Below are 23,028 nucleotides of genomic sequence, written 5' to 3'. Positions count from 1 at the left end.
CAGACTGACGCCGTGACCGCCTCGTTCTTCGTCGTCCCCCAGTGGCAGGGTTCCGCATCAGCGAGGGCCATGCGTCTCGCCGATGGGGCGCTCGCGATCAGCCGCGACCTGCCGTCGTCGTCGACGACACTGGTCGAGGTTCCCGCGGAGGCGGGCGACGATCAGGGCTGCGGTGTCGCCCGCTGCTCGTCGATCATGACGGTGCGCGACCGAGTGGCGGAGGCTCTCGCCCAGCGGCCCGGGCCGGCCGTGACGATCGGCGGCGACTGCGGTGTGGAGTTGGCGGCGGTGTCGCATGTCGTAGCGGACGACGTCGCGCTGCTGTGGTTCGACGCGCATCCGGATCTCAACACTCCCGAGTCGTCACCCTCGAGCGCCTTCACCGGGATGGTGCTGCGGACGCTTCTCGGCGACGGCGCCTCGCCGCTCGTGCCAGAGCGTCCGCTCGATCCCTCCCGCGTCGTGCTGGTGGGCGCGCGTGCCCTCGACGACGCCGAGGAGGAATACGTGCGCGCCTCCGGCATACGGATGCTCGGGGCGGAGGTGAGCGCCCAGGCCGTGCTCGATGCGGTTGCCGCGACGGGGGCGACAAGGGTCTACGTGCACGTTGACCTGGATGTGCTCGACCCCGGCATCATCGCGGGCCTCGGCGCCCCCGTGCCCTTCGGCATCTCGGCTGAGGCTCTCGTCGAGCTGCTGCGGGCCGTCGTCTCGCGCTTCCCGCTCGCGGGAGCGGGCCTCACCGAGTTCGCACCCGCCTCCCCCGACGCCGCCGAGGACGATCTCGCGACGATCCTGCGCATCATCGGGGCGCTCACGCGCTGACCCCCAACGCCGTGTCAGCGCCGCCGCGCGTCGACGAGGCTGCTGTAGAGCCCGATGAGGGCGGTCGCGGTCGCACCCCAGGTGAAGCCGAGCGCGTGCTCGCGCGCCGCATTGGCGAGGCGGGTGCGCTCTGAGCTGTCGTCGAGCAGTCGGGCGGCGGCGGCCGCCCACTCCTGCGGATTCCGCGAGTCGAGCAGCAGGCCTGAGGCGCCGTGGGCGACGGAATCCGTGAGTCCCGTGCCGCGGTAGCCGATGACAGGGGTGCCGCTCGCGGCGGATTCGAGGGCGACGAGGCCGAAGGTCTCGGAGTGTGAGGGGATGAGCGTCAGGGTCGCGACGGAGAGCAGGTCGGCCAGCTGCTCCCGGTTGAGAGCGCCGACGAAGCGGATGTCGGATGCCACACCAAGCCGTTCCGCGAGTGCGTGGAGGGAGGCGAGGTAGCGCTCATCGCCGGGCGTCGGCTCCCCCGCGATCACGAGCACGGGCGTCCAGCCGCGTAGTTCGCGTAGGGCCGCAAGGGTGCGGACGGCGAGCTCCTGGTCCTTGAGGGGTTGCACGCGCCCCACGACCGCGAGCACGGGCCGCCCCTCCTCAATGTCGTAGGCGCGCCGCACGCGCATCCCGGCGCCGCGGTCGGGTCGGAAGAGTTCGACGTCGACGCCCGGCGGCACCACCCAGAGCCGCTCGGCGGGGGCTCGCACATCGTCGATGAGGCTCTCGACCTCGGCGCTCGAGCCGGCTACGACGGCGCTCGCCTGCCCCGCGAGGTAGGACTCGGAGCGCAGCCGCCGCTCCGGTTCGGGGCGCTGCTGCCCCGCGAGGTTCCGGTTCTTCATGGCGGCGAGCGTGTGAAAGCTCTGAACGAGCGGGATGTGCAGCTCGAGGGCCACGGGCAGCGTCGCGATTCCGCTGAGCCAGTAGTGCGCGTGGATGATGTCGTAGCGGGGGTCCGTCCGTCCCGCGAGACGCGCGACGGCCTCGCCGAACTCGTCCGTGAGCTCCGGCAGGAGTGCCTTGTCGACGGCGGCCTGAGGGCCCGCGGGCAGCGAGTGGATGCTCACCCCCGGCTCAACGATCGTGACCGCCGGCGCTCCCTCCGCGCGCGTGAGGAGTTCGACCTCGATGTCGCGGGCGGCGAGTTCGTGTGCCGTCGCGAGCAGCGAGACGTTGAGACCTCCGGAGTCGCCCGTGCCGGCCTGCTGCGCGGGAGGCGTGTGCATCGACACGAGGGCGACCCTTCTCACCGTGCCCCTCATGCTCACACTGTATCCGCCCGGCGATGGGAGACCTCGCGGCCCGCCTGCACTATTCTCGGCAGTAATCACGTTCCGCGCACACTTCCCGGCGTCACCACGATGCCCGACTGGAGGATCATGAGGCTCCGCATCGCCGTCGCCGGAGCGGTTCTCGCCGCGGTCGCCCTGTCGGGATGCGCGGGCGAGGCTCCGGGTGAGGAATCGCCCAGCACCGAGCCCACGGCGTCGGTCCCCGCAACGGTGGAGCCGAGCGCAGAACCGGAGCCGACGGGTCCGCCCGCTCTCGCCTGCAACACGCTCATCACTCAGGAGACGCTCGACGGCTTCGAGGCGGCCGGCTATGTGCACGAGGTCGACTACGAGTCCCAGGTGCGCTCGGAGGGCAGCATCGAGGAGCTGTTCTTCGACTACGGCGGCCTCGCCTGCATGTGGTACCTGCCCAACAGCGATGGCTGGTTCACTGCCGCCTACTCACCCATCACCGAGACGCAGGCCACGGAGGCCCAGGCCCGCCTCGAGGCGGAGGGCTACCTGCGCGCGGAGGAGGGCAGCGACGTCGTCTACACGATCGACCCGAGCACCAACATGCTGGGACACAACGACACGTACCTCTTCGAGCCGGGTGCCTGGTACCACTCGAACCACCCAGAAGGTGTCGACGAGATCCGCGGCGAGGTCGCGGATCGCCGCTGAGCCTTCGCGCGCGGCGGGAGCAGTAGCATCCGCATCACCATTGAGGCGGATGCCGGCGCTGCCAGCCCACCCGGCGTTCGAGCTGCGCGCCCAGAGCGAGGAGTGTCGCCTCTCCCCCCGGCCGGCCGATGAGCTGCACGCCCATGGGGACTCCCTCCGCGGTCTCGTGCACGGGCAGCGTGATGGCGGGGAGGCCGCAGACGTTCACGAAGGAGGTGAAGGGCGTGTACTGCACCTGCTGTTCGAAGTTGCGCTCGCCGTCCTCCTGGTCGTACCAGCCGAGGGGGCGCGGCGTCATCGCGAGGGTGGGGGTGAGCACGGCATCGACGTGCGCGAACTGGCGGATGACGGAGCGCTCGAAGCCCGTGAGCCAGCTGAGCGCCTCGGCGAGCTGCCGGGCGCTCAACTCGCGACCCCGGCGCACGAGCCAGCGCGTGAGGGGTTCGAGGAGTTCCATGGCGTCGCCCTCGGCGGGAATCGAGGCGGCCCCCGCCTGCCAGATGGTGCGGAAGTTCGGGGCATAGTCGGGCGAGGGCTCGAGCGCAAGCTCCTCGAGCCCGTGGCCGATCGCGCTGACCTCACGCACGGCGCGGTCGAGTGCGTCGCGAGCCTCGGGGGCAATCGTGATCTCGTAGGCCTCATCCCAGGGCGTCGTTGTCATGACGGCGATCTGATAGCGCCCCTCGCCGCGCACGGCGCTGCCGAGGAGGGGCCCCTCGGGTGAGCGGGGCGCACGCAGGGTGTAGGGGAAGGGCGCGTCGCCGATCATGGCGTCGAGCAGCATGGCCGCGTCCGCGACCGTGCGGGCGATGGGCCCCGCGACGGGCAGGCCCGCAAGCGAGCCGATGCCGGATGCTGCGGGCACGAGTCCGCGCGAGGGCTTGAGCCCCACGAGCCCCGTCGCTGCCGCGGGGATCCGGATGGACCCACCCCCGTCTGAGCCGGGGGCGAAGGGAAGCAGGCCTGCGGCAACCGCGACGGCGGCGCCTCCGCTCGATCCGCCGGCCCCGAGCGCGGTGTTCCAGGGCGTGCGGGCGGGTGGCGCGACGCGGGATTCGGTGTAGGAGGGCATCCCGAACTCCGGGGTGTTGGTCTTGCCGAGGCTGATGGCGCCTGCCGCATCGAGCGTCTGCGGCAACTCGTCGCTCGTATCCGGCACGAAGTCGGCGAGCAGTCGGGAGCCGAACTTCGCGGGTACCCCCGCGCGCATCGTGAGGTCTTTGTCTGCGAAGGGCAGGCCCCAGAGAGCGGCGGTGCGGTCTTCGGCGTGTGCGAGGGTGTCGGCCCGCTCGAGGGCCGCCTCCCCCGTCACGGTCACGAAGGCGCCGAGTTGCGGATCGAGGCGCTCGATGCGTTCGAGGTAGTGGCTCACGAGTTCGCGGGGGCTGATCTCGCGGCGGTGAAGCCAGTCCCACTGTTCCTGCGCGCTGAGGTGGTGGAGTTCGAACATGCCAGAAGCCTAGGGCTTGACAGCGGCCAGCCTAGGTGGTTAGTTAGTCAAGTAATGAACCACTGAAGTAGGAGGAACCATGGACGAAGGCCGCCCCCTCTTCGTGCAGCTCGCGGAGCAGATCGAGAGCGACATCCTGAGCGGTGCGCTGCCCGAAGAAACCCAGGTGCCCTCGACCAACGAGTTCGCCACTTTCCACCGCATCAACCCGGCGACGGCAGGCAAGGGAGTCAACCTGCTCGTCGACGCCGGAATCCTCTACAAGAAGCGAGGCATCGGAATGTTCGTCGCCGCAGGATCCCGCGCCCGGATCGTCGCCCAGCGACGCGAGCGCTTCGAGAACGACTACGTACGCCCCCTCCTCCTCGAGGCCGACAAGCTCGGCCTGAGCCGCGAGGAGATCACCGCCCTCATCACAAAGAACATCACGGAAGGAACCAGCCGATGAGCACCATCGTGCAGGTCTCGGGCCTGAGCAAGACGTATGGCAGCGTGCGCGCTGTCGACGACGTCAGCTTCACCCTCGAAGAGAACAAGATCACGGGCCTGCTCGGCCGCAACGGGGCGGGCAAGAGCACGCTCATGAGCCTGCTCACGGGGCAGGAGTTCGCGACCCGGGGAGACATCCGGGTCTTCGGCGCCTCGCCCGTCGAGAACGCGAGCGTGCTGCAGAAGATCTGCTTCATCAAGGAGAGCCAGCGCTACCCGGAGGACTTCGTCGTCAAGCATGTCTTCGCGAGCGCGCCCTGGTTCTTCGCCAACTGGGACGCCGACTTCGCTGCACAGCTGATCGACGAGTTCCGCCTGCCCACCGACCGGCGGGTGAAGAAGCTCTCGCGCGGACAACTCTCCGCCGTCGGCATCATCGTCGGCCTCGCCTCCCGCGCCCCTCTCACCTTCTTCGACGAGCCCTACCTGGGGCTGGATGCTGTCGCCCGGCAGCTCTTCTACGATCGCCTCCTCGAGGACTACGCCGAGCATCCGCGCACCGTCGTGCTCTCGACGCACCTCATCGACGAGGTCAGCATGCTGCTCGAGCATGTGCTCCTGATCGATGACGGTCGCATCGTGATCGATGACGACGCAGAGAACCTGCGCAACTCCGCGACGACCGTCGTAGGCACCCGTGCCGCCGTCGATTCCTTCGTCGCGGGTCACGAGGTGCTGCACAGGGAGAGCATCGGGGGTCTCGCCTCCGTCACCGTCGGCACACTCGACGCGCAGGACCGTGCCGCCGCGGCCGCTGCCGGCCTCGAGCTCTCGCCCGTGTCGCTGCAGCAGCTCATCATCAGGAAGACCGGAACCACGACACGAGAGTTCGAGCAGAGCGCATGACAACGACAACAGCACCCATCGATCGCAGTGCCGGCGGCGAGGAGCTGCGGCGCATCGTCAACGTCGCACGGCTTCACCTCACCAACAGGTTCTCCCTGCTGGTGCTGCCGTGGATCATCCTCGGCATCATCTTCGCCGCGAATCTCGTCATCTGGTGGCTCATCCGCACGGTCGCCGGCGACGCCGCAATGCAGGACGCGGGCGAGGGGATGCAGTTCTCGGGCGCATCCTCGTTCATTTTCGTCTACATGATGGTCGTTGCGGTGCAGGCGATGAACGCGACCTTCCCTTTCGCTCTCGGCTACGGGGTGACCCGCCGCGACTTCTACCTGGGCTCGGGCCTCGTGTTCATCGTGCTCAGCGCCCTCTACGCGCTCGGCCTCACGGTGCTCAACGTCGTCGAAAGGGCGACGAACGGATGGGGTCTCGGCGGGCGCATGTTCGACGTCGTCTACTTCTCGACCGAGAACGCCGTGACGCAGTTCGTGCAGTTCTTCCTCGTGCTGCTGTTCTTCTTCTTCGTGGGAGCAGCCACGGCCTCCGTCTATGTGCGCTGGAAGAGCATCGGCATGATCTTCTTCTTCGCCGCGCTCAGCTTCATCGTGCTCGCCGCCATCGCCGTCATCACTCTCAGCGAGAGCTGGGGGAACGTCGGTCAGTGGTTCGTGACGAACGGTCCACTCGGCGTAGCCCTGTGGTTGCTCGTCCCCACCCTGCTGAGCGCCATCGCAGGCTTCTTCCTGCTGCGAAAGGCGACGCCCCGCACCTAGCCCTCGAGTTCGAGACGCAGCTGCCGCAGCATCCGCTCGAACTCCCCCGGTGCCCGCTCGATGACGGTTCTCCCGCTGAACCTTCCGAGCGGGCGCTGGCTGCGTGAGACGTCGAGGATGACGTGCACGACGTGCGAGCCCTCGTCGTCGGCCACGACCCGGTACTCGCCGCGATACCAGCGACCGCCCTGCGTCACGACCAGCAGCGCCCGCTCGTCCGCGAGAAAGCGGCTGCGTCCCGCCTCCCCCGGGTCAAGCCGCGCGGCGATGGCCGCCCAGACATCGTGGGGTCGCGCGCGCACGTGTCCGTGTAGCGTCACGAGCACACGGTGCGGCTCAGGACGCCGACGGGATGCTTCGGGCATGAAAACGGCTCAGAGCTACTTGAGCGACTTCTGCATGAGGATCGTGCCGAGCCAGCGCTCGAACTTGAAGCCCACTCGGCCCATGCGGCCGATCTCCTTGAAGCCGAACTGCTCGTGCAGGCGGATCGAACCGTCGGCACCCCGGTCGGCGATCACGGCGACGATCTCCTTGATGCCTGCGGCGCGGGAGCGCTCGATCAGTTCGGCCATGAGCGCCTTGCCGAGCCCCTTTCCCGTCGCGGCCGGCCCCAGGTAGATGGAGTTCTCGACCGTGTAGCGGTATGCCGCCTTCTCCTTCCACGGGTAGACGTAGGCGAAGCCGAGGATCTCGCCCGAGGGGCTCTCGGCCACCAGGAAGGGGAAGTTCAGCTTCTGCATGTGACCGAACTTCGATCGCAGCGCCCTCAGCGTCATGGGCTTCTCATCGAAGGTCACGGTTGTGTTGGCGACATAGTGGTTGTAGATCTCCCGCACCGAGGGCAGGTCTTCCGCCTCGGCGGCGCGCACCTCATAGGTGAAGGTCTCGGGCTCAGGAGGCGCGGGGCGCAGGTGCGGGGGCAGGACCCGCCGCTCCTGGTATTCCTCTTCCAACATCAGGTGACATCCTTCCGCCACGTCGTGAGTGAACCGATGAGCGCAACGACGACGGCGATACCGAGCAGCACGAGGCCGCCCTGCCACCACTCGAGAAGGGCACCGGATGCATCGGGGCCCGACATTGCGGCGAAGACACTCGCGCCGACAAGCGCATCACCCGCAGCGCCGGGAAGGAACTTCGCCACCTCCGATAGTCCCTCGACGAACATGCCTGCCGTGCGCAGGATGGGCTCGACGAACTGGGTGAACGCGAGAAGCACGACGATCGCGGCGATCTGATTGGGAATGAGCGTGCCGAGGCCGACCCCGATCACCGCCCAGATCCCCATCGCGAGCACGGCCCGCGCAAACATGAGCCAGATCTCGCCGTCATCGAGACCCGTCGATACCTCACCGAGCGTGAAGAGCCCCGCCCCGACCGCGACAGATGTGGCGAGTGCGACGACCCCGTAGAACACTCCGAAGACGAAGAGCACGACGAGCTTCGCGGCGAGGACGATGCCTCGCCGCGGCGTGGTGAGGAAGGTCGGGGTGAGCGTCTGGTGCCGCACCTCCCCCGTGATGGAAAGGGTGCCGAGGATGACGGGGAAGACATAGCCGACCGTCACGGCGACGCTGTAGACGAGCGCGGGGGCGCCGTCGCCGACGAGGCCCGCCTCATCGCCTCCCGGCAGGATCCCGCCGAAGGTCGCGCCGAGGGCGGCCGCCGTGAAGGCCACATAGACCACCAGGATGAGGGCGAGCACCCACCACATGCGCGTCGTGAGAAGCTTCGTGAACTCGGAACGCAGTGCACCGGTGAACCTCATCGGGACCCCCCTCCGCCCACGATGTCCAGGAACGACTGTTCAAGGCCACCCTGCCTGGGCATGAGCAGGGAGAGCGGCACGCCCGCCGCGAGGGCAGCAGCACCCACGGATGTCGCATCGAGGCCTGTCACCGAGAGGCCTCCGTCACCCGGCTCGACGCTGCCTCCCGCCGAACGGATCGCCGCGGCGAGCGCGGCCCGATCCGGAGCGTCGACGAGCACGGTGCCGCCCGTGTCGAGGCCGTCGAGCGTGCCCTCATAGACGAGCCGACCGCCCGCGATGATGACCAACCGATCGACACTCTGCTGCACCTCGCTCAGGAGGTGAGAGGAGACGAGCACCGTGCGCCCCTCTGCCGCGAGGTCGCGCAGGAACGTGCGGATCCACCGGATACCCTCGGGATCCAGACCGTTGACCGGTTCGTCGAGCACGAGGACGCCGGGATCGCCGAGCAGCGCGCCCGCGAGCCCGAGTCGCTGCCGCATCCCCAACGAGTACCCCCCGACCCGGCGAGTGGCGTAGTCCGAGAGGCCCACAAGCGCGAGGACCGCGTCGACGCGCGACGACGGGACGCCCGAGGACGCCGCCATGACCCGCAGGTGATTGCGCGCGGTGCGCCCGGGGTGGAAGCTGGCCGCCTCAAGCGCCGTGCCCACCGTCGTGATGGGGCGCGGCAGGTCGCGGTATCGCACGCCTCCGATCGTCGCGGTGCCCGCGCTCGGCTCGACGAGCCCGAGAAGCATACGCAGGGTCGTTGTCTTGCCCGCCCCGTTGGGCCCGAGGAATCCCGTCACGGTGCCGGGCGCGACCGTGAAGGAGAGGTCGGAGACGGCCGCGACCGCCCCGAAGCGTTTGGTGAGACCACGCACCTCGATCGTGCGGCCGTCGCGATCGCTCGCCGTCACCATGTGTGATCCCCTCGTCGCCTCACTCGAGCCGCCAGTCGATGCCCGTAGCACCCTGCTCCTCCAAGAGCTTATTCGCCCGGCTGAACGGCCTCGACCCGAAGAAGCCGCGTGAGGCCGAAAGCGGGCTGGGATGCGCTGACGCGATGATGGGCACCTCGCCGAGCAGCGGCCGCACCGTCGCCGCCTGGTTGCCCCAGAGGATCGCCACGAGCGGCCCGCCCCGGGCAGCGAGCGCCGAGATGGCAGCATCCGTCACCCGTTCCCAGCCGATACCGCGGTGCGAGCCCGCCTCTCCCGGCCGCACCGTCAGCACGCGGTTGAGCAGCAGCACTCCCTGCCCGCTCCACGCCGTCAGGTCGCCGTGGGGTGCTGGCGGGATGCCGAGATCGTCCGCGAGCTCGCGATAGATGTTGGCGAGACTGCGCGGGAGCGGCCGCACGTGCCGTTCGACCGCGAAGGAGAGGCCGATCGGATGCCCCGGGGTGGGGTACGGATCCTGACCGACGATGATCACCCGCACGTCGTCGAACGGGGTCGCGAAGGCCCGAAGCACGTGCTCACCCGCGGGAAGGTAGCGACCCCCGGCCGCGACATCCGCACGAAGTCGTTCCCCCAGGGCTGCGATGTCGCCCGCGACAGGGGCGAGGGCCCGCGCCCACCCCCGATCGATGAGCTCCTCAAGCGGGCGCCGCGTCACGCTCCCACGCCTACCGCCATCGCCACCACCACTCGAAAGGGGAATACTGCCACCCCCATTGTGGCCGCTACGCTCGGCGAATGCGCACCATGCCCGCCCGAGCCGGCGCCGTCACCGCGAGCCTCATCGGATTCCTCTTCTTCGTCGAGTTCGTGAGCGGAATCCTGCAGGGCTACTACGTGCCCCTCATCCCCGACCTGGTCGACCACCTCGGCATCATCGACGCCGACTTCAACGTCTTCGAAGGGTCGCAACTGCTGCTCTCGGCCCTCGTCGTGCCGATTCTCGCGAAGCTCGGTGACATGTACGGGCACAAGCGCATCCTTCTCATCTCGACCGTGCTCACGGCAGGGGCGACCTGGTGGCTCGCCTTCGCGGGAGACTTCACGAGCTTCCTCATCGCCTGGACTCTGCAGGGTTTCTACGTCGTGTGGCTACCGCTCGAGGTCGCGCTCATCTTCGACAAGGGACGGCGATCCGGCCATGCCGCATCGGCGACGCGCAAGGCCGCGGCGATGCTCATCGTGGGCCTCGAAGCGGGGGCGATCGCGGGCGCGCTCGGCGGCAGCGCCGTCTTCGGCGCGTTCGGAGGTGAAGCCGTCCTTTCCTCCTCGATCCCCCCGACCCTCATGGTGCCCGCGATTGCCGTGACCCTCGTCTTCTTCATCATCCTCTTCGGCGTGCCCGAGTCGGAGCCGCTACCCGGACGCTCCCTCGACTGGGCGGGCTTCTCGATCCTCACGATCGGCCTGCTCCTCATCACCTCGGGGCTCACCTTCCTCAAGTTCAACGGGCCGCAAACCTGGTGGGTCTGGGTCGTCATCGCCCTCGGCGTGCTCACCTTCGTGCCCTTCACACGCTTCGAGCTGCGGCAGAAGGATCCGGCCATTGACCTGCGCGTACTCGCGCAGCCGAACATGTGGCCCGTGCAGGTGACCGCTTTCCTCCTCGGCATCAGCATCCTGGGGGCGCAGGCGCCACTCTCGACCTTCGCGGGCACCGACCCGGGCGAGGTCGGCTACGGCCTCGGCCTGGCCTCGGGCAGCATCTCGATCCTCATCGGCGTCTACCTGCTGTCAATGATCGTCGGCGCCCTCCTGTTCCCCGTCGCCTCGCGCCTCTTCTCACCGCGCACGGCTCTCATCGCCGCCGCCGCACTCGTCGCGCTCGGCTACCTGCTCTTCCTCCCCCTCCACTCCGCCGTGTGGCACGTCTTCATGAACATGTCGATTGCGGGAATCGGCTCTGGGGTGCTCATGGGTGCGATGCCCGCCGCGGCCGCCGCCGCCGCACCGCGAGGGCAGACAGGAATCGCCTCGGCGCTCACCAACACGACCAAGACGATCGGCGGCTCCTTCGCCTCATCCGTCTTCGCGATCGTGCTGACGATCGGTGCCGTGCAGGTCGCGGGGTCGACCGCGAGCAGCCTCTTCGGCTACATGGTGGTCTGGTCGATGTGCGGCCTCGGGGCCCTCGTGGCGGCGCTACTGCTCTTCGCGGTGCCGCGGCAGGCATTCTCGGATGCCGAACCAGACGACGAGGAGCAGGTCGCGGCGGTCACCGCTTCGGTGTGAGCGGGCCTCGCACGAGCTTGTGCTGCGCCGCCTGCGCGACGGGCCGCACGACCGTGAGGTCCACGTTGACGTGCCCGGGCAGCTCGATGACGCCCGCGATGACGGATGCGACATCCTCTGCCCTGAGCGGATGCTCGACCCCCGTGTACACGGCGTCGGCCGCCGCCTGGTCGCCCCCGAGCCGGTTGAGGCTGAACTCCTCCGTGTGCACCATGCCGGGCGCGACTTCGAGCACGCGGATGGGTTCCCCCGCGAGTTCGAGCCGGAGGGCCGCCACGAGGGCGTGAGCGCCGAACTTGGCGGCGTTGTATCCGCCGCCGCCCTCGTAGGCGGCGAGGCCTGCCGTCGAGGTCACGGTGAGGATGTCGGCGTGCGGCATGTCGTCGGCCGCGGCATCCGTAGCCCCCTCCCGCAGCAGCGGCAGGAGCGCCTCCGTCACGCGCTTGACCGCGAGCACGTTGATGTCGAACATGCGCGCCCAGTCCTCGACCGCGCTCTCCTCGACGGTCGCGACCCCGAAGGCCCCTCCCGCGTTGTTGACGAGGGCGTGAATGGGGCCGGAGGCGGCGATCCGCTCGCGTAGGGCGTCGACGTCCTCCTGGCGCGTGAGGTCCGCCACGATTGCCTCGGCGCCGGTCTCCCCAGCGAGCGCCGCGAGGCGCTCTTCACGCCGGGCGACCGCCACGACGTCCCAGCCGAGCCTGCGGAACTCCCGCACGGTCGCTGCCCCGATGCCCGAGCTCGCGCCCGTGATGACCACTCGTCTCGCTTTCACAGGTCAACGCTATCGCCCCGCTCATATGCTGTGAGCATGGTGGGATCTGCCCCTGCGGAGGGGCGCGCCGCGTCGACGCGCCAGCGCATCCGCGTGCCGCTGTGGGACAACGCGCGCTTCATCGCCGTGACCCTCGTCGTGGTCGGGCATGGCATTCAGAGGCTCGCCCTCGAGGACGATGTGGCCCTCACGGTCTATCTCTTCATCTACGCCTTCCACATGCCGGCGTTCGCCATCATCAGCGGCTACTTCTCCAAGCCGGGCTCGCCGAGCGCGAAGCAGATGCAGAAGGTCATCACCGACATCCTCGTGCCCTACCTCATCATGGAGACGATCTGGACGGCGGTGAAGGCCATCACGGAGGGCCCTGACGGCTTCAACCCCACGCAGCCCTCCTGGACCCTGTGGTTCCTGCTCGCCCTCGGTTTCTTCCGCTTGATCCTCCCCTACCTCGCGCTGCTGCGCTGGCCGCTCATGTGGGCGGTGCTGCTCTCGGTCGGGGTCGGCTACCTCATGAACGTCGACAGCACCTTCTCTCTCTCGCGAGCCATCGGCATCCTCCCCTTCTTCGTGCTCGGCTGGAAGCTGCACGAGTGGAACATCATCGAGCGCTGGCGGGTCGCGGGCAGTGCGCTGTGGTGGTTCCGCGGCGGCGCCGTGCTCGTCTTCACGCTCTCGGCGACCGTGCTGTGGACCCAGATCGAGGGCTGGCGCGAGATGAACCTCAAGAACTGGTTCTTCTACGACGACTCGTATGTGCAGCTGGGCGGCACGTTCTGGTGGGCGGGGCTCGTGCGACTCGCCCTGATCGTCGCGGCGGTCGTGCTCTCGGCAGCGTTCTTCGTGCTCATCCCGCGTCGCTCAACGTGGTTCACGCATCTTGGCCAGGCGACCATGTACATCTACCTGCTCCACAGTTTCGTGCTCTACCCCATCCGCCAGACCTCCTTCCTCCGGGAGCACTCGAGCGTGCCCTGGCTCATCGGCATGATCGTCGTCTGCGTGCTCATCAGCATCGCGCTGGCGTCGGGGCCCGTCCGGCGCATCTTCCGTCCCCTCATCGAGCCGAAACCCCGCTGGCTCTTCGCGCGCGGCGAAGAACGCGCACCGGGGCCCTCCAAGGTGGACCCGACGGGCTCGCTCCGCACAGTTCCCGATGCGTCGCGTGAGCGTGCCCGCGGCGGCTGAGCGCGGATGCCGCAGCCCGGGTTACCGCGTATGTCACGCCCTTTGACCGTGCCCGTCGTTCTTCCTATGCTCATCGCGGGGGCACCGAGGTACGGGGCCGCAGGACGAGGAGCACCGCAGTGAGCGACGACTGGAAGTTCGAGACCAAGCAGATCCACGCCGGGGCGGTTCCCGATCCCGTGACGAACGCTCGCGCGACGCCGCTCTACCGCACGACGGCCTACGTCTTCAACAACGCCGACCACGCGCAGAACCTCTTCGCCCTCGCCGAGTTCGGCAACATCTACACGCGCATCCAGAACCCGACGCAGGATGTCGTCGAGCAGCGCATCGCGGCGCTCGAGGGTGGCTCGGCGGCCCTCGCTCTCGCCTCCGGCCAGTCGGCCACCTCCCTCGCGGTGCTCAACATCGCGCAGGCGGGCGACCACATCGTCTCCTCCTCCTCGATCTACGGCGGCACCTACAACCTCTTCAAGTACACGCTCGCCAAGCTCGGGGTCGAGACGACCTTCGTCGAGAACCAGGACGACCCCGCCGAGTGGGCGGCGGCCGTGCGACCCAACACCAAGCTCTTCTTCGGCGAGACGATCGGCAATCCCAAGATCAACATCCTCGACATCAAGTCGGTCGCGGCCGTCGCGCACGAGCACGGGCTCCCGCTCATCGTCGACAACACGATCGCGACGCCCTACCTCATCCGTCCCTTCGAGCACGGCGCCGACATCGTCGTGCACTCCGCCACCAAGTTCCTCGGCGGTCACGGCACGGCGCTCGGCGGTGTGATCGTCGACGGCGGCCGCTTCGAGTGGTCGAAGAACGTGGAGAAGTTCCCCGGCCTGACCGAGCCGGACCCGAGCTACCACGGGGCCAGCTACACGGGTGCCGTGGGCGACGCGATCGCGTTCGTCATCAAGGCGCGCGTGCAGCTGCTGCGCGACCTCGGACCCGCCATCTCCCCCGACAACGCCTGGGGGCTCATCCAGGGCATCGAGACGCTGAGCCTGCGCATCGAACGTCACGTGCAGAATGCACAGGATGTCGCGGAGTGGCTCGACAACCACCCCGATGTCGACACCGTCTACTACGCGGGGCTGCCCACGAGCCCCTGGTACGCGACGGCGAACTCCTACGCACCCAAGGGCGTCGGAGCGGTGCTGTCGTTCGAGCTCAAGGGCGGCGTCGACGCGGGCCGCGCCTTCGTCAACGGCCTCTCCCTGTTCAGCCACGTCGCCAACATCGGCGACGTGCGCAGCCTCGTCATCCACCCGGCCTCGACGACGCATTCGCAGCTCACACCGGAGCAGCAGCTGACGGCGGGCGTCACGCCGGGGCTCGTGCGCCTCTCGGTCGGCCTCGAGAACATCGAGGACATCAAGGCAGACCTCGACGCGGGGCTGCAGGCGGCCCGCACCGTGGCAGAGGCCGCGCGACAGCACTGAGTGCCCTACTCGGCGAGAGGGGCCCGCGTAACAGGACGCGGGCTCCTTCGCATTTTCGGGGATACTGGGCGTTGACATGGATTGGCAGACACCCGAAGACAGCGTCCCCTCGAGCTTCGTGACGGAGGCCAACAACAGGGCGCTCATCGGCAAGCCTCCCGCTAGCGGCGCGTGGCGGGAAGGCGACCCCGCAGGGCGTCGGCGCTTCGCCAACCTCGGCCCGCTGCGCCTCGAGCGCGGGGGCCACCTTCCCGGCGTCCGGATGGCATTCGAGACCTGGGGCGAGCTCAACGATGAAGGGTCAAACGCGATCCTCGTTTTGCACGCCCTCACGGGCGACAGCCATCTGGCCGGCCCACCCACCCTGGGGCATCCGACGACGGGGTGGTGGTCGGGAATCGTCGGCCCCGGCAAGTACCTCGACACGGATCGCTGGTTCGTGGTCGCGCCCAACATGCTGGGGGGCTGCCAGGGGACGACGGGGCCCGCCTCCCACACGACCGAGGGCATCGAATGGGCTGCCCGCTTCCCCTTTCTCACGATCCGTGATCAGGTCGCGGCGCAGGTGCTCTTCAGCGACTCGCTCGGCATCGCCCGCTGGGCGGCGGTCATCGGCGGCTCGATGGGCGGGATGCATGCGATCGAGTGGGCGGTCGGGCATCCGTCACGTCTCGAACGCGTCGCGGTGCTCGCCGCGCCTGCCCTGAGCAGCGCCGATCAGATCGCACTCAATTCGGTGCAGATCGAGGCGATCCGCATGGACCCCGCCTTCCGCGGAGGCGACTACTACGACGCGGCCGACGGCGACGGTCCGCACCGGGGGCTGGCGCTCGCACGGCGCATGGCCCTGCTCAACTACCGTTCACCGGATGAGCTGAACGCCCGCTTCCAGCGCAGTTGGCAGAGTGACATAAGCCCCCTGGGAGACGGCGGTCGCTTCGCGGTCGAGAGCTACCTCGACTTTCATGGCAACAAGTTCACGCGCCGCTTCGACGCGAACTCCTACATCACGCTGGTCGAGGCGATGAACTCGCACGATATCGGGCGCGACCGCGGAGGTGTCGACGCCGCCCTCTCGCGGGCGACCGCGAGGGCCCTCGTGCTCGGCATCGACACGGATCGACTCTTCCCTGTGCCGGACCAACAGGTGATCGCGCGGGGTCTCGCGGGAAACATCGACGGCGATGAGGCCGTCATCATCTCCTCGAGTTTCGGCCACGACGGCTTCCTGATCGAGGACGACCTCGTGGGCCCCCACCTCGAGAGGCTTCTCGCGTCATGACTCCGGGCACGGATGCCTCGCGCCGCCCGCTCGCGGTCGCTCCCGTCATCCGTGTCGCCGTCGTCGACGACCATCGGCTCGTGCTCGACGGCATCGCCGCCCACCTGCGTTTCCGCCATCCCGACCTGCAGGTCGTCGCGACGGAGACGAGCTGGGTCGGTCTCCTGTCGCACCCCGAGTTCCCCGTCGACGTCGTCGTGCTCGACCTGGGGCTGGGCGACGACATCGCGGTCGAGACGAAGATTCGCGCTCTCACGACAGCGGGCGTGCGCTCGGTCGTGATGAGCCGGCACGCCGGTGCGATCTCCGCGCAGTCCGCCATCCAGGCGGGAGCCCTCGCCTTCGTGCCCAAGACGGATGACGCCGCTCAGCTCGTGCAGGCCATCCGCTCGGCGGCCGAGGGCGTTCGCTACCGTGCGGATTCCACCGGCGGTTCCGAGGGCACGGGCGCAACCGGGGCGGCTCCCGGACTCGGCCGTCAGGAGCTTCGCGCCCTCATGCTCTACGCGACGGGACGCACCGTGCGGGAGGTCGCCGAGCTCATGTCGACCACCGAGGAGACCGTGAAGTCGTACCTCAAGCGCGCTCGACGCAAGTACCGCGCGATGGGCGTCGATCTCGGCACCCGTCCTCTGCTGCGACGCCACGCGATCCGCGAGGGCTGGGTCGATTCGGAGTAGACGCACCGGCAGAGGCCGGCCTTGCGCCCCGGTGGAGTGTTGCTCCCCCCGATCGGGTGACGGTGTGTGACGATGAATACGTGGACGCTCTGACTCGGGAACGCGATCGGCTCCTCCGCCGGTCCGCCCGCATGATAGGTCTGGGTTCCACTCTCGTCTCGCTCGCCTGCTTCCTCGTTCCCGGCGTGCTCGAGACCGACATCCTCGTCGCGGTGATCCCACTCTTCCTTGTGCTGATCGTCGTGCAAATCCTCGTGGGCACTTCGCAATCAATCCTCCTCGTCCTGGCGGGGCTCATCGCAGGCTGCGCGATCCTGGCGGTCGTGCAGGTGCCGGTCGCCGAGGAGACGAGCGCGGCGATCCGCGGCGCCATGGCACCCCTTGCTGCGGCCGGCCTCTCCTCCTTCGCCATGGTGCTCGTGATGGAGCGCGCACGGGCGGTCGTGCTGGGACTCGGCTTCGCGGCATCCCTCACACTCATGCTCCTTGCCGCACCGAACCCCGACGCGGCTGCCCGGGCCGCGATCGTCGTGACCTTCGGCTGGGGAATCGTCACGGTCTTCGCCTACTGGCTGGGCGCGAGCGTTCCCCGTGCCGCCCGCCGCATCAGCAGCATTGGTCGCGCGCACCGTGCGGAGCGGCGGGCGAGCGAGACGGAGGCGCAGCGGCGGCAGGGTGCCCGCCTTCTCCACGACACCGTGTTGGCGACGCTCACTCTCCTCGCTCACTCCGGCGTGGGCGTGTCGGCGGAGTCTATGCGGCAGCAGGCAGCGGATGATGCGCGACTCCTGCGCCAGCTCCGACTCGGTGTCGCGGGCCCACAGGCGACCCCCATCGTGTACACGAGCGAGCCCGTCTCGGAGACTCCGCTCGGCACGACTCTCGAGTCGGTCAAGCAGCGCTTCGGCCGGATGGGACTCGAGGTCGCCTGGCACGGCACGGGTCACGTGTTGCTGCCGAGCGAGGTGCTCGACGCCTTCCTGCTCGCTCTCTCGGAGTGCCTCGAGAACGTACGCCGCCATTCCGGCGTCTCGAATGCTCACGTCACGATCACGGAGGACGAGACGACCGTGCGGGCTATGGTGACCGACCAGGGCGTCGGCTTTGTGCTCGACGAGGTCGGTGAGAGCAGTCTCGGGTTCAAGGAGTCGATCGTGGGCCGGCTCAAGGAGGTCGGCGGCAATGCGCGCCTCTTCTCGGCCCCCGGCGCAGGTACGACGGTCGTCCTGGAGGTGCCGCGCACGTGAGTTACGGCGATCTGGGCGAGAACACCCTCGGCGTCATCTTCGGCAAGCGAAAGGGCCAGCCTGGCGCCCCTACTCGGGCGATGCGCCAGGCTCGTGCCCTCGGCGCGAGCCTGGGCACGGGATACCTCGGCGTTGGTGCGGGGGTCATCGCGGGCATCATCGTGCTCTATGGCCTGACGCTCCTCGTCTGGAACTGGGAGCTCTACCCCGACACGCTGCCCGTGAGCCTTGCTTGGTTGCTTCTGCTGGCGATGCTGGGCGGCGTCGCGGTCTCGATCGCAACCCGCGGCGAGAACATGCCCGACTGGTTGTTCCTCCTCGTGCTCGTCGCGATCTTCGGCGTCATCGCGCTCGACTTCGTGGCGATCTGGCCGCTTGGCAACACGGCGGCCATGGGCACGGCATCGCTGTGCGCATCCACGGGCCTTCTTGTGTCGATCACTCTGCGGCGGGCGCGCGAGGTCCTCGCGGCGACTCTGGTGGTCGCGGTCGTGCTGACCTGGGGCGTGCTCGCGAGCTCCCCCATCACGCCGGCGACCGTGCCGACGCTGCTCACCTTCATCTCGCTCGCCGTGCTGCCCACGCTCTTCGGAGTTGTCATCGTGCGGCGCTTCCGCAGGCTCGTGCAGAAGGAGCTCGACCGCGTGCTCGTGCAGAGCACGGTGTCAGCTCCTCGCTTCGCGGTGGGAATGCTCGCCTCGGAGGAGCTCGCCCGTCTCGACCTCGCGGCGGAGGAGTTGCTGGACTCGGTCGCGACCGGCCGGCTCAGCCTCCCCCTTGAGGCGAGTATGGCATCGCGTGCCGCCTCCCTCGCGACCGAGCTGAGACTGCACCTGATCGAGGGGCGCCGCGAAACCTGGCTCTACCACGCCATCACAGAGTCGGAGGTGCTCGGGCGTTCTGTGACGCTGAGTGACCGCAGCAGTCTCGCGGGGCTGCTCGACCGACGACAGCGCGACGGCCTGCTCTCTGCGGTATGGCTTCTTGTGAGCGATCGGGGCACCAAGCCCGTCACCGTCCAGGTGACGATCGGACCCGCCGGAACGAACGCCCCGCAGCGCACCGATGGTCGGGTAAGCGTGCCGATCTCACTCACGACGACGGGCATCCCGCGCAATCGCGTGGACCCCGCGACCTGGGAGGCGATCGGTAAGGTGGGCCACTACACCGACTCGACCCAGGACTCGAGCCTGCGTGTCGAAATCGGATGCCTCGTGGAAAATCCGGCGGACCAGTAGCATTCAATGGCGAAGACAAACTAAGGGGATGCAAGTGTCCAGTGCTTCAGAGCCGCTCAATCTCGCGATCGTCGACGATCACAAGATGCTCCTCGGGGCATTGACGGAGTGGATCAGGTCCGCCGCTCCCGACATCAATCTCGTCGCGGCGGTGTCGAGTTGGCCCGAGCTTCTCACGCATCCCCAGTTTCCCGTCGATGTCGTCCTGCTCGACCTCGACCTCAAGGACAACCTGCCGATCTCGCTCAAGATCTCGACGCTCAAGACGACGGGCGTCAAGACCGTGCTCATGAGCACGTACTCGGAGCCCAACGTCGTGCGTGAGGCTCTCGCCGCTGGCGCCCTCGGCTATCTCGTCAAGACGGAAGATGCCTCCATGATCGTCGAGGCGATCCGCGCCGCCTCCAACGATGAGTCCTTCATCTCGGCTGAGCTCGATCTCGCGATCAACCAGACCGAGGTCGGCGGCGCCCCGAAGCTGAGCGCTCAGGAGCGCCGCGTCATGGCCCTCTACGGCGGTGGCGAGCCCGTCAAGGCGGTCGCCTACCAGCTCGGCATCTCGGAGGAGACCGCCAAGTCCTACCTCAAGCGCATCCGTGAGAAGTACCGCATCGCGGGCATCGACGTGGGCACGAAGGTCGCGCTCCGCAAGCGCGCGATCGCCGACGGCATCCTGCTGCGCAGTGACGGCCCGCGCGAGTTCTGACGCTCGATGGCGCTACTACGCGCGTCTGCGTCCGCGGGGAGCGCGGAGCATCGCCCGCACTGACCAGCCCAGCAGCACGAAGTAGAGAGCGTTGCGCAGCGTCAGGATCACGAGCATGACGGGCTCGAGCGAGAGCAGGTAGCCGTACAGCACGGGGTAGACGAGCTGCGTGAGTAGCGCGATCACGAGCGTGAGCACGGCAGGCCCCCGGAAGGACGGCCCTCCCGAGCGGGAGGCGACGATCCCGAACACGACGACGGTGGCGAGCCAGGTGACGAACTGCGGCGAACCGACCTTGTTGACCGCGATGAGGGTCGTGACGAGCGCGAGAGCGAAGGGCGGCAGCAGGGCCTCCGACCGCACGCCCCGACCCTGGAGCCAGACCGCGATCGTGACGAGCGCGACCGCGGCGGCGGCCAACAGGGGTGTCATGATCCGCGCGAGCAGGTCGACGCCGGGGCCGAACACCTGATAGGTCAGGATGCTGTCGTCGTAGTACAGGCCGGAAGCGGTGTCCCCCGCTGCCGCCCGCCACAGCCACGGCGCACTCGCGGGCGCCTCGATCTGGAGTCCGCGGTCGGACTGCGTTGAGACGAAGCTGAAGAGGGCGGCGGCTCCGCCCAGCAACACGCTGGCCGTCATGACGAAGGCCGTCGTCGTGACGACACCCAAGAGCACGCTCCACCGGGACCGGGCCACCACGAGGACCGCTGCGATGAGGGCCGCAGGCCATACCTTCATCCACGTGGCCCCGGCGAGGAGCGCTCCCGCCACGAAGGGGCGCTGCGCGAGGAAAACGAGGCCGATGATGGCGAGGGGAACCGTCACGGAGTCGATGCGCCCCACCGCGATCGGTCCGAGGGCGATGAGGAACGCCGTCCACCACCAGCCGGCCGCGAGCGAACGCGGACGACCCCGCACTCCCACGAGGGTGAGCAATGCGAGGACGTTGAGGATGCCCACGAGCACGAGCCAGGCGAGCGGGTAGAGCTCGCCACCGACCGCCGGAAGCACCATTGGCGCGAGGGCGAGCACGGGGTAGACCCACGAGGTGTCGATGCCGACCCACGGTCCGCCCTCAAGCCCGAGCTCGACCCACCAGCGGTAGAGGTAGACGTCGCCAAGCGGGTAGCCCGGGCCTGTGTAGGCAAGCCACGCGACCCAGAGATTCGCCGCGAGGAAGGCGCACCAGAGCCAGGTGCGCGCGGAGCCCCGGCGGCTCACGCGAGCAGGCCGGCGATCGTCGCCGGGATGGCCTCGATGAGGGCTCGCGTCGTCATGGGCCCGCCCGCCGATGCGCGCTCAGCGGCGAGGGCGTGGACGACGGATGCCGTCGCAGCAAGCTGCGCGAGCATCCGTCCGCCCTCATCGGCCTCGAGCGCCTCCGAGTGCGTCGCGAGAAGTGCCCCGAGGATGCCCGCGAGCACATCTCCCGTGCCCGCCGTCGCGAGCCACGGACTCGCGGGCGGGCATTCGATCAGGTGGCCGTCGGGAGCTGCCACGAGCGTGCGGTGCCCCTTGAGCAGCACGACGGCCCCGAGGGATGCTGCGCCCTCCCTCGCACAGCGTGCCGGATCGGCGGTGACCTCGGCGGGATCGAGATCGCGCAGGCGGGCGAACTCGCGATGATGCGGGGTCAACACGGCGCGGCTGCGTACGTCGTGAACGAGATCAAGCGCACCCGCGTCGAGCACGACCGGGAGGCCGTCGCCGACGAGATGCTCGACTGCCGAGGAGGAAGTGGAGGAGGAGGACGACGCGGAGCTCATGCCGGAACCGGCGAGCCACGCCTGAACCCGTCCCGCCGCCGTCACCACCTCCGGGCACGCGGCGAGCACGAGCCCGGCGGGCCGCTCCGGGCCGAGATAGCGCACCATGCCGACACCCGTCGCAAGCGCCGCCGAGACGCCGAGCACGGCTGCGCCGGGGTACTCGTCGGAGCCGGTCACGATGCCGAGCACGCCGCGCGAATACTTGTCGGACTCGGCGGAGGGACGGGCGATCATGCGCGCGGCACGCTCGGGCGTCCACTCGTCGGGAGCGTTCATGACTCCACGATAGTTTGGGGGAATGAGCGTCACCCCCACGGCACCCCTGTTCACCCCCCTGAAGCTGCGCACGGTCGAGTTCCGCAACCGGCTCTGGGTCGCCCCCATGTGCCAGTACTCTGTCGACCGGGAGGACGGGGTGCCCACCGACTGGCACGTCGTGCACCTTGGTGCTCTCGCCCGCGGCGGTGCCGGCCTCGTCATGACGGAGGCGACCGCCGTCCTCCCCGAGGGGCGAATCTCCGCCGAGGACACGGGCCTGTATTCCGATGAGCAGCAGTCGGCGTGGGCTCGCATCGTCGAATTCGTCCACTCCCAGGGTGCCGTCGCGGGCATCCAGCTTGCGCACTCCGGGCGCAAGGGCTCCATGTTCCGCGAGTGGGGCCCCCGCGGCGGCATCACCCGGCCGCAGGACGCGGGCGGCTGGCAGACCGTCGCGCCCTCCCCCCTCGCCTTCGGCGACTACGCCTCGCCCGTCGAGCTCGATGAGGAGGGCATCCATCGCGTGATCGACGGTTTCGCGGCATCCGCCCGTCGCGCCGTCGATGCCGGTTTCGATGTCATCGAGGTGCATGCGGCGCACGGCTACCTGCTGCACGAGTTCCTCTCGCCCCTCAGCAACAGCCGCACGGATGCCTGGGGTGGCGACCTCGAGGGACGTGCAGCGCTGCTGCTCCGCGTCGTCGAGGCGGTGCGCGGCGCGATCGGCGAGGCCCTGCCCCTCTTTGTGCGCTTCTCCGCAACGGACTGGGCGAGCCCTGAGCAGGGCCCGTCCTGGGACCCCGAGCAGATGGAGACGGTCGGGCGCTGGCTCGTCGATCTGGGCGTCGACCTCTTCGACGTGTCGAGCGGCGGCAACCTGCCGCACGCCAGCATCCCTGCCGAGCCGGGGTACCAGGTGGGCTTCGCGGAGGGACTCCGCAGCGCGACCGGTGCACCTGTGAGTGCCGTCGGCCTCATCACGACGGCACAGCAGGCGAACCAGATCATCGAGCAGGGCCGAGCCGACGCCGTCATGATGGGGCGCAAGCTCATGCGCGACCCGCACTACCCGCGACTGGCCGCGCTGGAGCTGGGCGTCGAGACGGATGCCTGGCCGCCCGCCTACGCGCGCTCGCTCGCCCCGCTCGACCGCTGGTGAGCTGA

24 protein-coding genes are annotated in these 23,028 nt (G+C 68.9%); 14 read left to right on the top strand and 10 right to left on the bottom strand.

Annotation, left to right across the window (positions count from 1 at the left end; genetic code table 11):
* The first annotated feature begins 12 nt into the window (after window positions 1-12).
* Window positions 13-825 (top strand): arginase family protein, encoded by an 813-nt coding sequence (locus tag OH146_RS12720; protein ID WP_265161349.1) that lies wholly within the window; start codon window positions 13-15, stop codon window positions 823-825.
* Window positions 826-839: 14 nt separating this feature from the next.
* Here the strand turns inward: OH146_RS12720 and OH146_RS12715 are convergent, their stop codons facing one another.
* The gene (locus OH146_RS12715) at window positions 840-2,081 is read right to left on the bottom strand and encodes a glycosyltransferase (protein ID WP_265161347.1); all 1,242 of its coding nucleotides are present in this window, start codon (window positions 2,079-2,081) and stop codon (window positions 840-842) included.
* Window positions 2,082-2,198: 117 nt separating this feature from the next.
* Here OH146_RS12715 and OH146_RS12710 point away from each other — a divergent pair, with 117 nt between their 5' ends.
* Window positions 2,199-2,774: a hypothetical protein gene (locus OH146_RS12710; RefSeq protein WP_265161345.1), complete on the top strand. Its 576-nt coding sequence runs from the start codon at window positions 2,199-2,201 to the stop codon at window positions 2,772-2,774.
* 34 nt (window positions 2,775-2,808) lie between these two features.
* On the opposite strand, the gene OH146_RS12705 is transcribed toward OH146_RS12710, so the two are convergent.
* On the bottom strand, window positions 2,809-4,224 hold the full coding sequence (locus OH146_RS12705; RefSeq protein ID WP_265161343.1) for an amidase: 1,416 nt from the start codon (window positions 4,222-4,224) through the stop codon (window positions 2,809-2,811).
* Between the two features lie 79 nt (window positions 4,225-4,303).
* Here OH146_RS12705 and OH146_RS12700 point away from each other — a divergent pair, with 79 nt between their 5' ends.
* The 3 genes from OH146_RS12700 to OH146_RS12690 are packed head-to-tail and all read left to right on the top strand — an operon-like array spanning window position 4,304 to window position 6,329.
* Window positions 4,304-4,672, top strand: a complete 369-nt coding sequence (locus OH146_RS12700) for a GntR family transcriptional regulator (RefSeq protein WP_265161341.1) — start codon at window positions 4,304-4,306, stop codon at window positions 4,670-4,672.
* Window positions 4,669-5,559 carry an ABC transporter ATP-binding protein gene (locus OH146_RS12695; RefSeq protein WP_265161339.1) on the top strand — a complete coding sequence of 297 codons (891 nt, stop codon included), beginning with the start codon at window positions 4,669-4,671 and terminating at the stop codon, window positions 5,557-5,559. The genes OH146_RS12700 and OH146_RS12695 overlap by 4 nt, the downstream gene beginning before the upstream one ends.
* Window positions 5,556-6,329 carry an ABC transporter permease gene (locus tag OH146_RS12690; RefSeq protein WP_265161337.1) on the top strand — a complete coding sequence of 258 codons (774 nt, stop codon included), beginning with the start codon at window positions 5,556-5,558 and terminating at the stop codon, window positions 6,327-6,329. The genes OH146_RS12695 and OH146_RS12690 overlap by 4 nt, the downstream gene beginning before the upstream one ends.
* Here the strand turns inward: OH146_RS12690 and OH146_RS12685 are convergent.
* Genes OH146_RS12685 through OH146_RS12665 form a run of 5 tightly spaced genes read right to left on the bottom strand, consistent with a single transcriptional unit; the run spans window position 6,326 to window position 9,705 of the window.
* Complete coding sequence (locus OH146_RS12685; RefSeq protein WP_265161335.1) at window positions 6,326-6,694, bottom strand: hypothetical protein; 369 nt, start codon at window positions 6,692-6,694, stop codon at window positions 6,326-6,328. The two genes, OH146_RS12690 and OH146_RS12685, sit on opposite strands and share 4 nt — an antisense overlap.
* A gap of 15 nt (window positions 6,695-6,709) precedes the next feature.
* Window positions 6,710-7,288, bottom strand: a complete 579-nt coding sequence (locus OH146_RS12680; protein WP_265161333.1) for a GNAT family N-acetyltransferase — start codon at window positions 7,286-7,288, stop codon at window positions 6,710-6,712.
* Window positions 7,288-8,100, bottom strand: a complete 813-nt coding sequence (locus OH146_RS12675) for an ABC transporter permease (RefSeq protein ID WP_265161331.1) — start codon at window positions 8,098-8,100, stop codon at window positions 7,288-7,290. Before OH146_RS12675 ends, OH146_RS12680 begins: the two co-directional genes overlap by 1 nt.
* Entirely contained in the window at window positions 8,097-9,008 is a 912-nt protein-coding gene (locus OH146_RS12670) for an ABC transporter ATP-binding protein (RefSeq protein ID WP_265161329.1), read from the bottom strand. Before OH146_RS12670 ends, OH146_RS12675 begins: the two co-directional genes overlap by 4 nt.
* Before the next feature lie 19 nt (window positions 9,009-9,027).
* Complete coding sequence (locus OH146_RS12665) at window positions 9,028-9,705, bottom strand: uracil-DNA glycosylase (protein ID WP_265161328.1); 678 nt, start codon at window positions 9,703-9,705, stop codon at window positions 9,028-9,030.
* A gap of 89 nt (window positions 9,706-9,794) precedes the next feature.
* Between OH146_RS12665 and OH146_RS12660 the strand changes: the two genes are divergently transcribed.
* Window positions 9,795-11,279: an MFS transporter gene (locus OH146_RS12660; protein WP_372508506.1), complete on the top strand. Its 1,485-nt coding sequence runs from the start codon at window positions 9,795-9,797 to the stop codon at window positions 11,277-11,279.
* Here the strand turns inward: OH146_RS12660 and OH146_RS12655 are convergent.
* On the bottom strand, window positions 11,263-12,054 hold the full coding sequence (locus tag OH146_RS12655; RefSeq protein WP_265161326.1) for an SDR family oxidoreductase: 792 nt from the start codon (window positions 12,052-12,054) through the stop codon (window positions 11,263-11,265). The genes OH146_RS12660 and OH146_RS12655 overlap by 17 nt on opposite strands.
* A 36-nt stretch (window positions 12,055-12,090) precedes the next feature.
* Here OH146_RS12655 and OH146_RS12650 point away from each other — a divergent pair, with 36 nt between their 5' ends.
* The 7 genes from OH146_RS12650 (at window position 12,091) to OH146_RS12620 (ending at window position 19,834) form a co-directional block, all read left to right on the top strand.
* Window positions 12,091-13,242: an acyltransferase family protein gene (locus tag OH146_RS12650; protein WP_265161325.1), complete on the top strand. Its 1,152-nt coding sequence runs from the start codon at window positions 12,091-12,093 to the stop codon at window positions 13,240-13,242.
* 119 nt (window positions 13,243-13,361) lie between these two features.
* Window positions 13,362-14,681: a bifunctional o-acetylhomoserine/o-acetylserine sulfhydrylase gene (locus OH146_RS12645; protein ID WP_265161324.1), complete on the top strand. Its 1,320-nt coding sequence runs from the start codon at window positions 13,362-13,364 to the stop codon at window positions 14,679-14,681.
* Between the two features lie 76 nt (window positions 14,682-14,757).
* Entirely contained in the window at window positions 14,758-15,963 is a 1,206-nt protein-coding gene (gene metX / locus OH146_RS12640; RefSeq protein WP_265161323.1) for a homoserine O-acetyltransferase MetX, read from the top strand.
* Window positions 15,960-16,643: a response regulator transcription factor gene (locus tag OH146_RS12635; RefSeq protein ID WP_265161322.1), complete on the top strand. Its 684-nt coding sequence runs from the start codon at window positions 15,960-15,962 to the stop codon at window positions 16,641-16,643. Before metX ends, OH146_RS12635 begins: the two co-directional genes overlap by 4 nt.
* A gap of 80 nt (window positions 16,644-16,723) precedes the next feature.
* A complete protein-coding gene (locus OH146_RS12630; RefSeq protein ID WP_265161321.1) occupies window positions 16,724-17,890 on the top strand; it encodes a sensor histidine kinase in 1,167 nt (388 codons plus the stop codon).
* Window positions 17,887-19,128, top strand: coding sequence for a hypothetical protein (locus OH146_RS12625; RefSeq protein ID WP_265161320.1), 1,242 nt, complete (start codon window positions 17,887-17,889; stop codon window positions 19,126-19,128). Before OH146_RS12630 ends, OH146_RS12625 begins: the two co-directional genes overlap by 4 nt.
* 34 nt (window positions 19,129-19,162) lie before the next feature.
* Complete coding sequence (locus OH146_RS12620) at window positions 19,163-19,834, top strand: response regulator transcription factor (protein WP_265161319.1); 672 nt, start codon at window positions 19,163-19,165, stop codon at window positions 19,832-19,834.
* Between the two features lie 15 nt (window positions 19,835-19,849).
* Here OH146_RS12620 and OH146_RS12615 read toward each other — a convergent pair whose 3' ends face one another.
* Together OH146_RS12615 and OH146_RS12610 are read right to left on the bottom strand one after the other, a co-directional pair.
* Complete coding sequence (locus OH146_RS12615) at window positions 19,850-21,058, bottom strand: glycosyltransferase 87 family protein (protein WP_265161318.1); 1,209 nt, start codon at window positions 21,056-21,058, stop codon at window positions 19,850-19,852.
* Window positions 21,055-21,882 (bottom strand): NAD(P)H-hydrate dehydratase, encoded by an 828-nt coding sequence (locus tag OH146_RS12610; RefSeq protein WP_265161317.1) that lies wholly within the window; start codon window positions 21,880-21,882, stop codon window positions 21,055-21,057. The genes OH146_RS12615 and OH146_RS12610 overlap by 4 nt, the downstream gene beginning before the upstream one ends.
* A 22-nt stretch (window positions 21,883-21,904) precedes the next feature.
* Here OH146_RS12610 and OH146_RS12605 point away from each other — a divergent pair, with 22 nt between their 5' ends.
* On the top strand, window positions 21,905-23,023 hold the full coding sequence (locus OH146_RS12605; protein ID WP_265161316.1) for an NADH:flavin oxidoreductase/NADH oxidase: 1,119 nt from the start codon (window positions 21,905-21,907) through the stop codon (window positions 23,021-23,023).
* The last annotated feature ends 5 nt before the right edge of the window (window positions 23,024-23,028 follow it).

Origin of the sequence: Homoserinimonas sedimenticola, assembly GCF_026094475.1 — a bacterium.
Classification (GTDB): Bacteria; Actinomycetota; Actinomycetes; order Actinomycetales; family Microbacteriaceae; genus Homoserinimonas; species Homoserinimonas sedimenticola.
This window is presented reverse-complemented; position numbering and strand designations above follow the sequence as displayed.

Coding starts and splice junctions, on each gene's coding strand:
- OH146_RS12715 (WP_265161347.1), bottom strand. CDS start 2,081: ATGAGGGGCACGGTGAGAAGGGTCGCCCTCGTGTCGATGCACACGCCT.
- OH146_RS12710 (WP_265161345.1), top strand. CDS start 2,199: ATGAGGCTCCGCATCGCCGTCGCCGGAGCGGTTCTCGCCGCGGTCGCC.
- OH146_RS12705 (WP_265161343.1), bottom strand. CDS start 4,224: ATGTTCGAACTCCACCACCTCAGCGCGCAGGAACAGTGGGACTGGCTT.
- OH146_RS12700 (WP_265161341.1), top strand. CDS start 4,304: ATGGACGAAGGCCGCCCCCTCTTCGTGCAGCTCGCGGAGCAGATCGAG.
- OH146_RS12695 (WP_265161339.1), top strand. CDS start 4,669: ATGAGCACCATCGTGCAGGTCTCGGGCCTGAGCAAGACGTATGGCAGC.
- OH146_RS12690 (WP_265161337.1), top strand. CDS start 5,556: ATGACAACGACAACAGCACCCATCGATCGCAGTGCCGGCGGCGAGGAG.
- OH146_RS12685 (WP_265161335.1), bottom strand. CDS start 6,694: ATGCCCGAAGCATCCCGTCGGCGTCCTGAGCCGCACCGTGTGCTCGTG.
- OH146_RS12680 (WP_265161333.1), bottom strand. CDS start 7,288: ATGTTGGAAGAGGAATACCAGGAGCGGCGGGTCCTGCCCCCGCACCTG.
- OH146_RS12675 (WP_265161331.1), bottom strand. CDS start 8,100: ATGAGGTTCACCGGTGCACTGCGTTCCGAGTTCACGAAGCTTCTCACG.
- OH146_RS12670 (WP_265161329.1), bottom strand. CDS start 9,008: ATGGTGACGGCGAGCGATCGCGACGGCCGCACGATCGAGGTGCGTGGT.
- OH146_RS12660 (WP_372508506.1), top strand. CDS start 9,795: ATGCCCGCCCGAGCCGGCGCCGTCACCGCGAGCCTCATCGGATTCCTC.
- OH146_RS12650 (WP_265161325.1), top strand. CDS start 12,091: ATGGTGGGATCTGCCCCTGCGGAGGGGCGCGCCGCGTCGACGCGCCAG.
- metX (WP_265161323.1), top strand. CDS start 14,758: ATGGATTGGCAGACACCCGAAGACAGCGTCCCCTCGAGCTTCGTGACG.
- OH146_RS12635 (WP_265161322.1), top strand. CDS start 15,960: ATGACTCCGGGCACGGATGCCTCGCGCCGCCCGCTCGCGGTCGCTCCC.
- OH146_RS12610 (WP_265161317.1), bottom strand. CDS start 21,882: ATGAACGCTCCCGACGAGTGGACGCCCGAGCGTGCCGCGCGCATGATC.
- OH146_RS12605 (WP_265161316.1), top strand. CDS start 21,905: ATGAGCGTCACCCCCACGGCACCCCTGTTCACCCCCCTGAAGCTGCGC.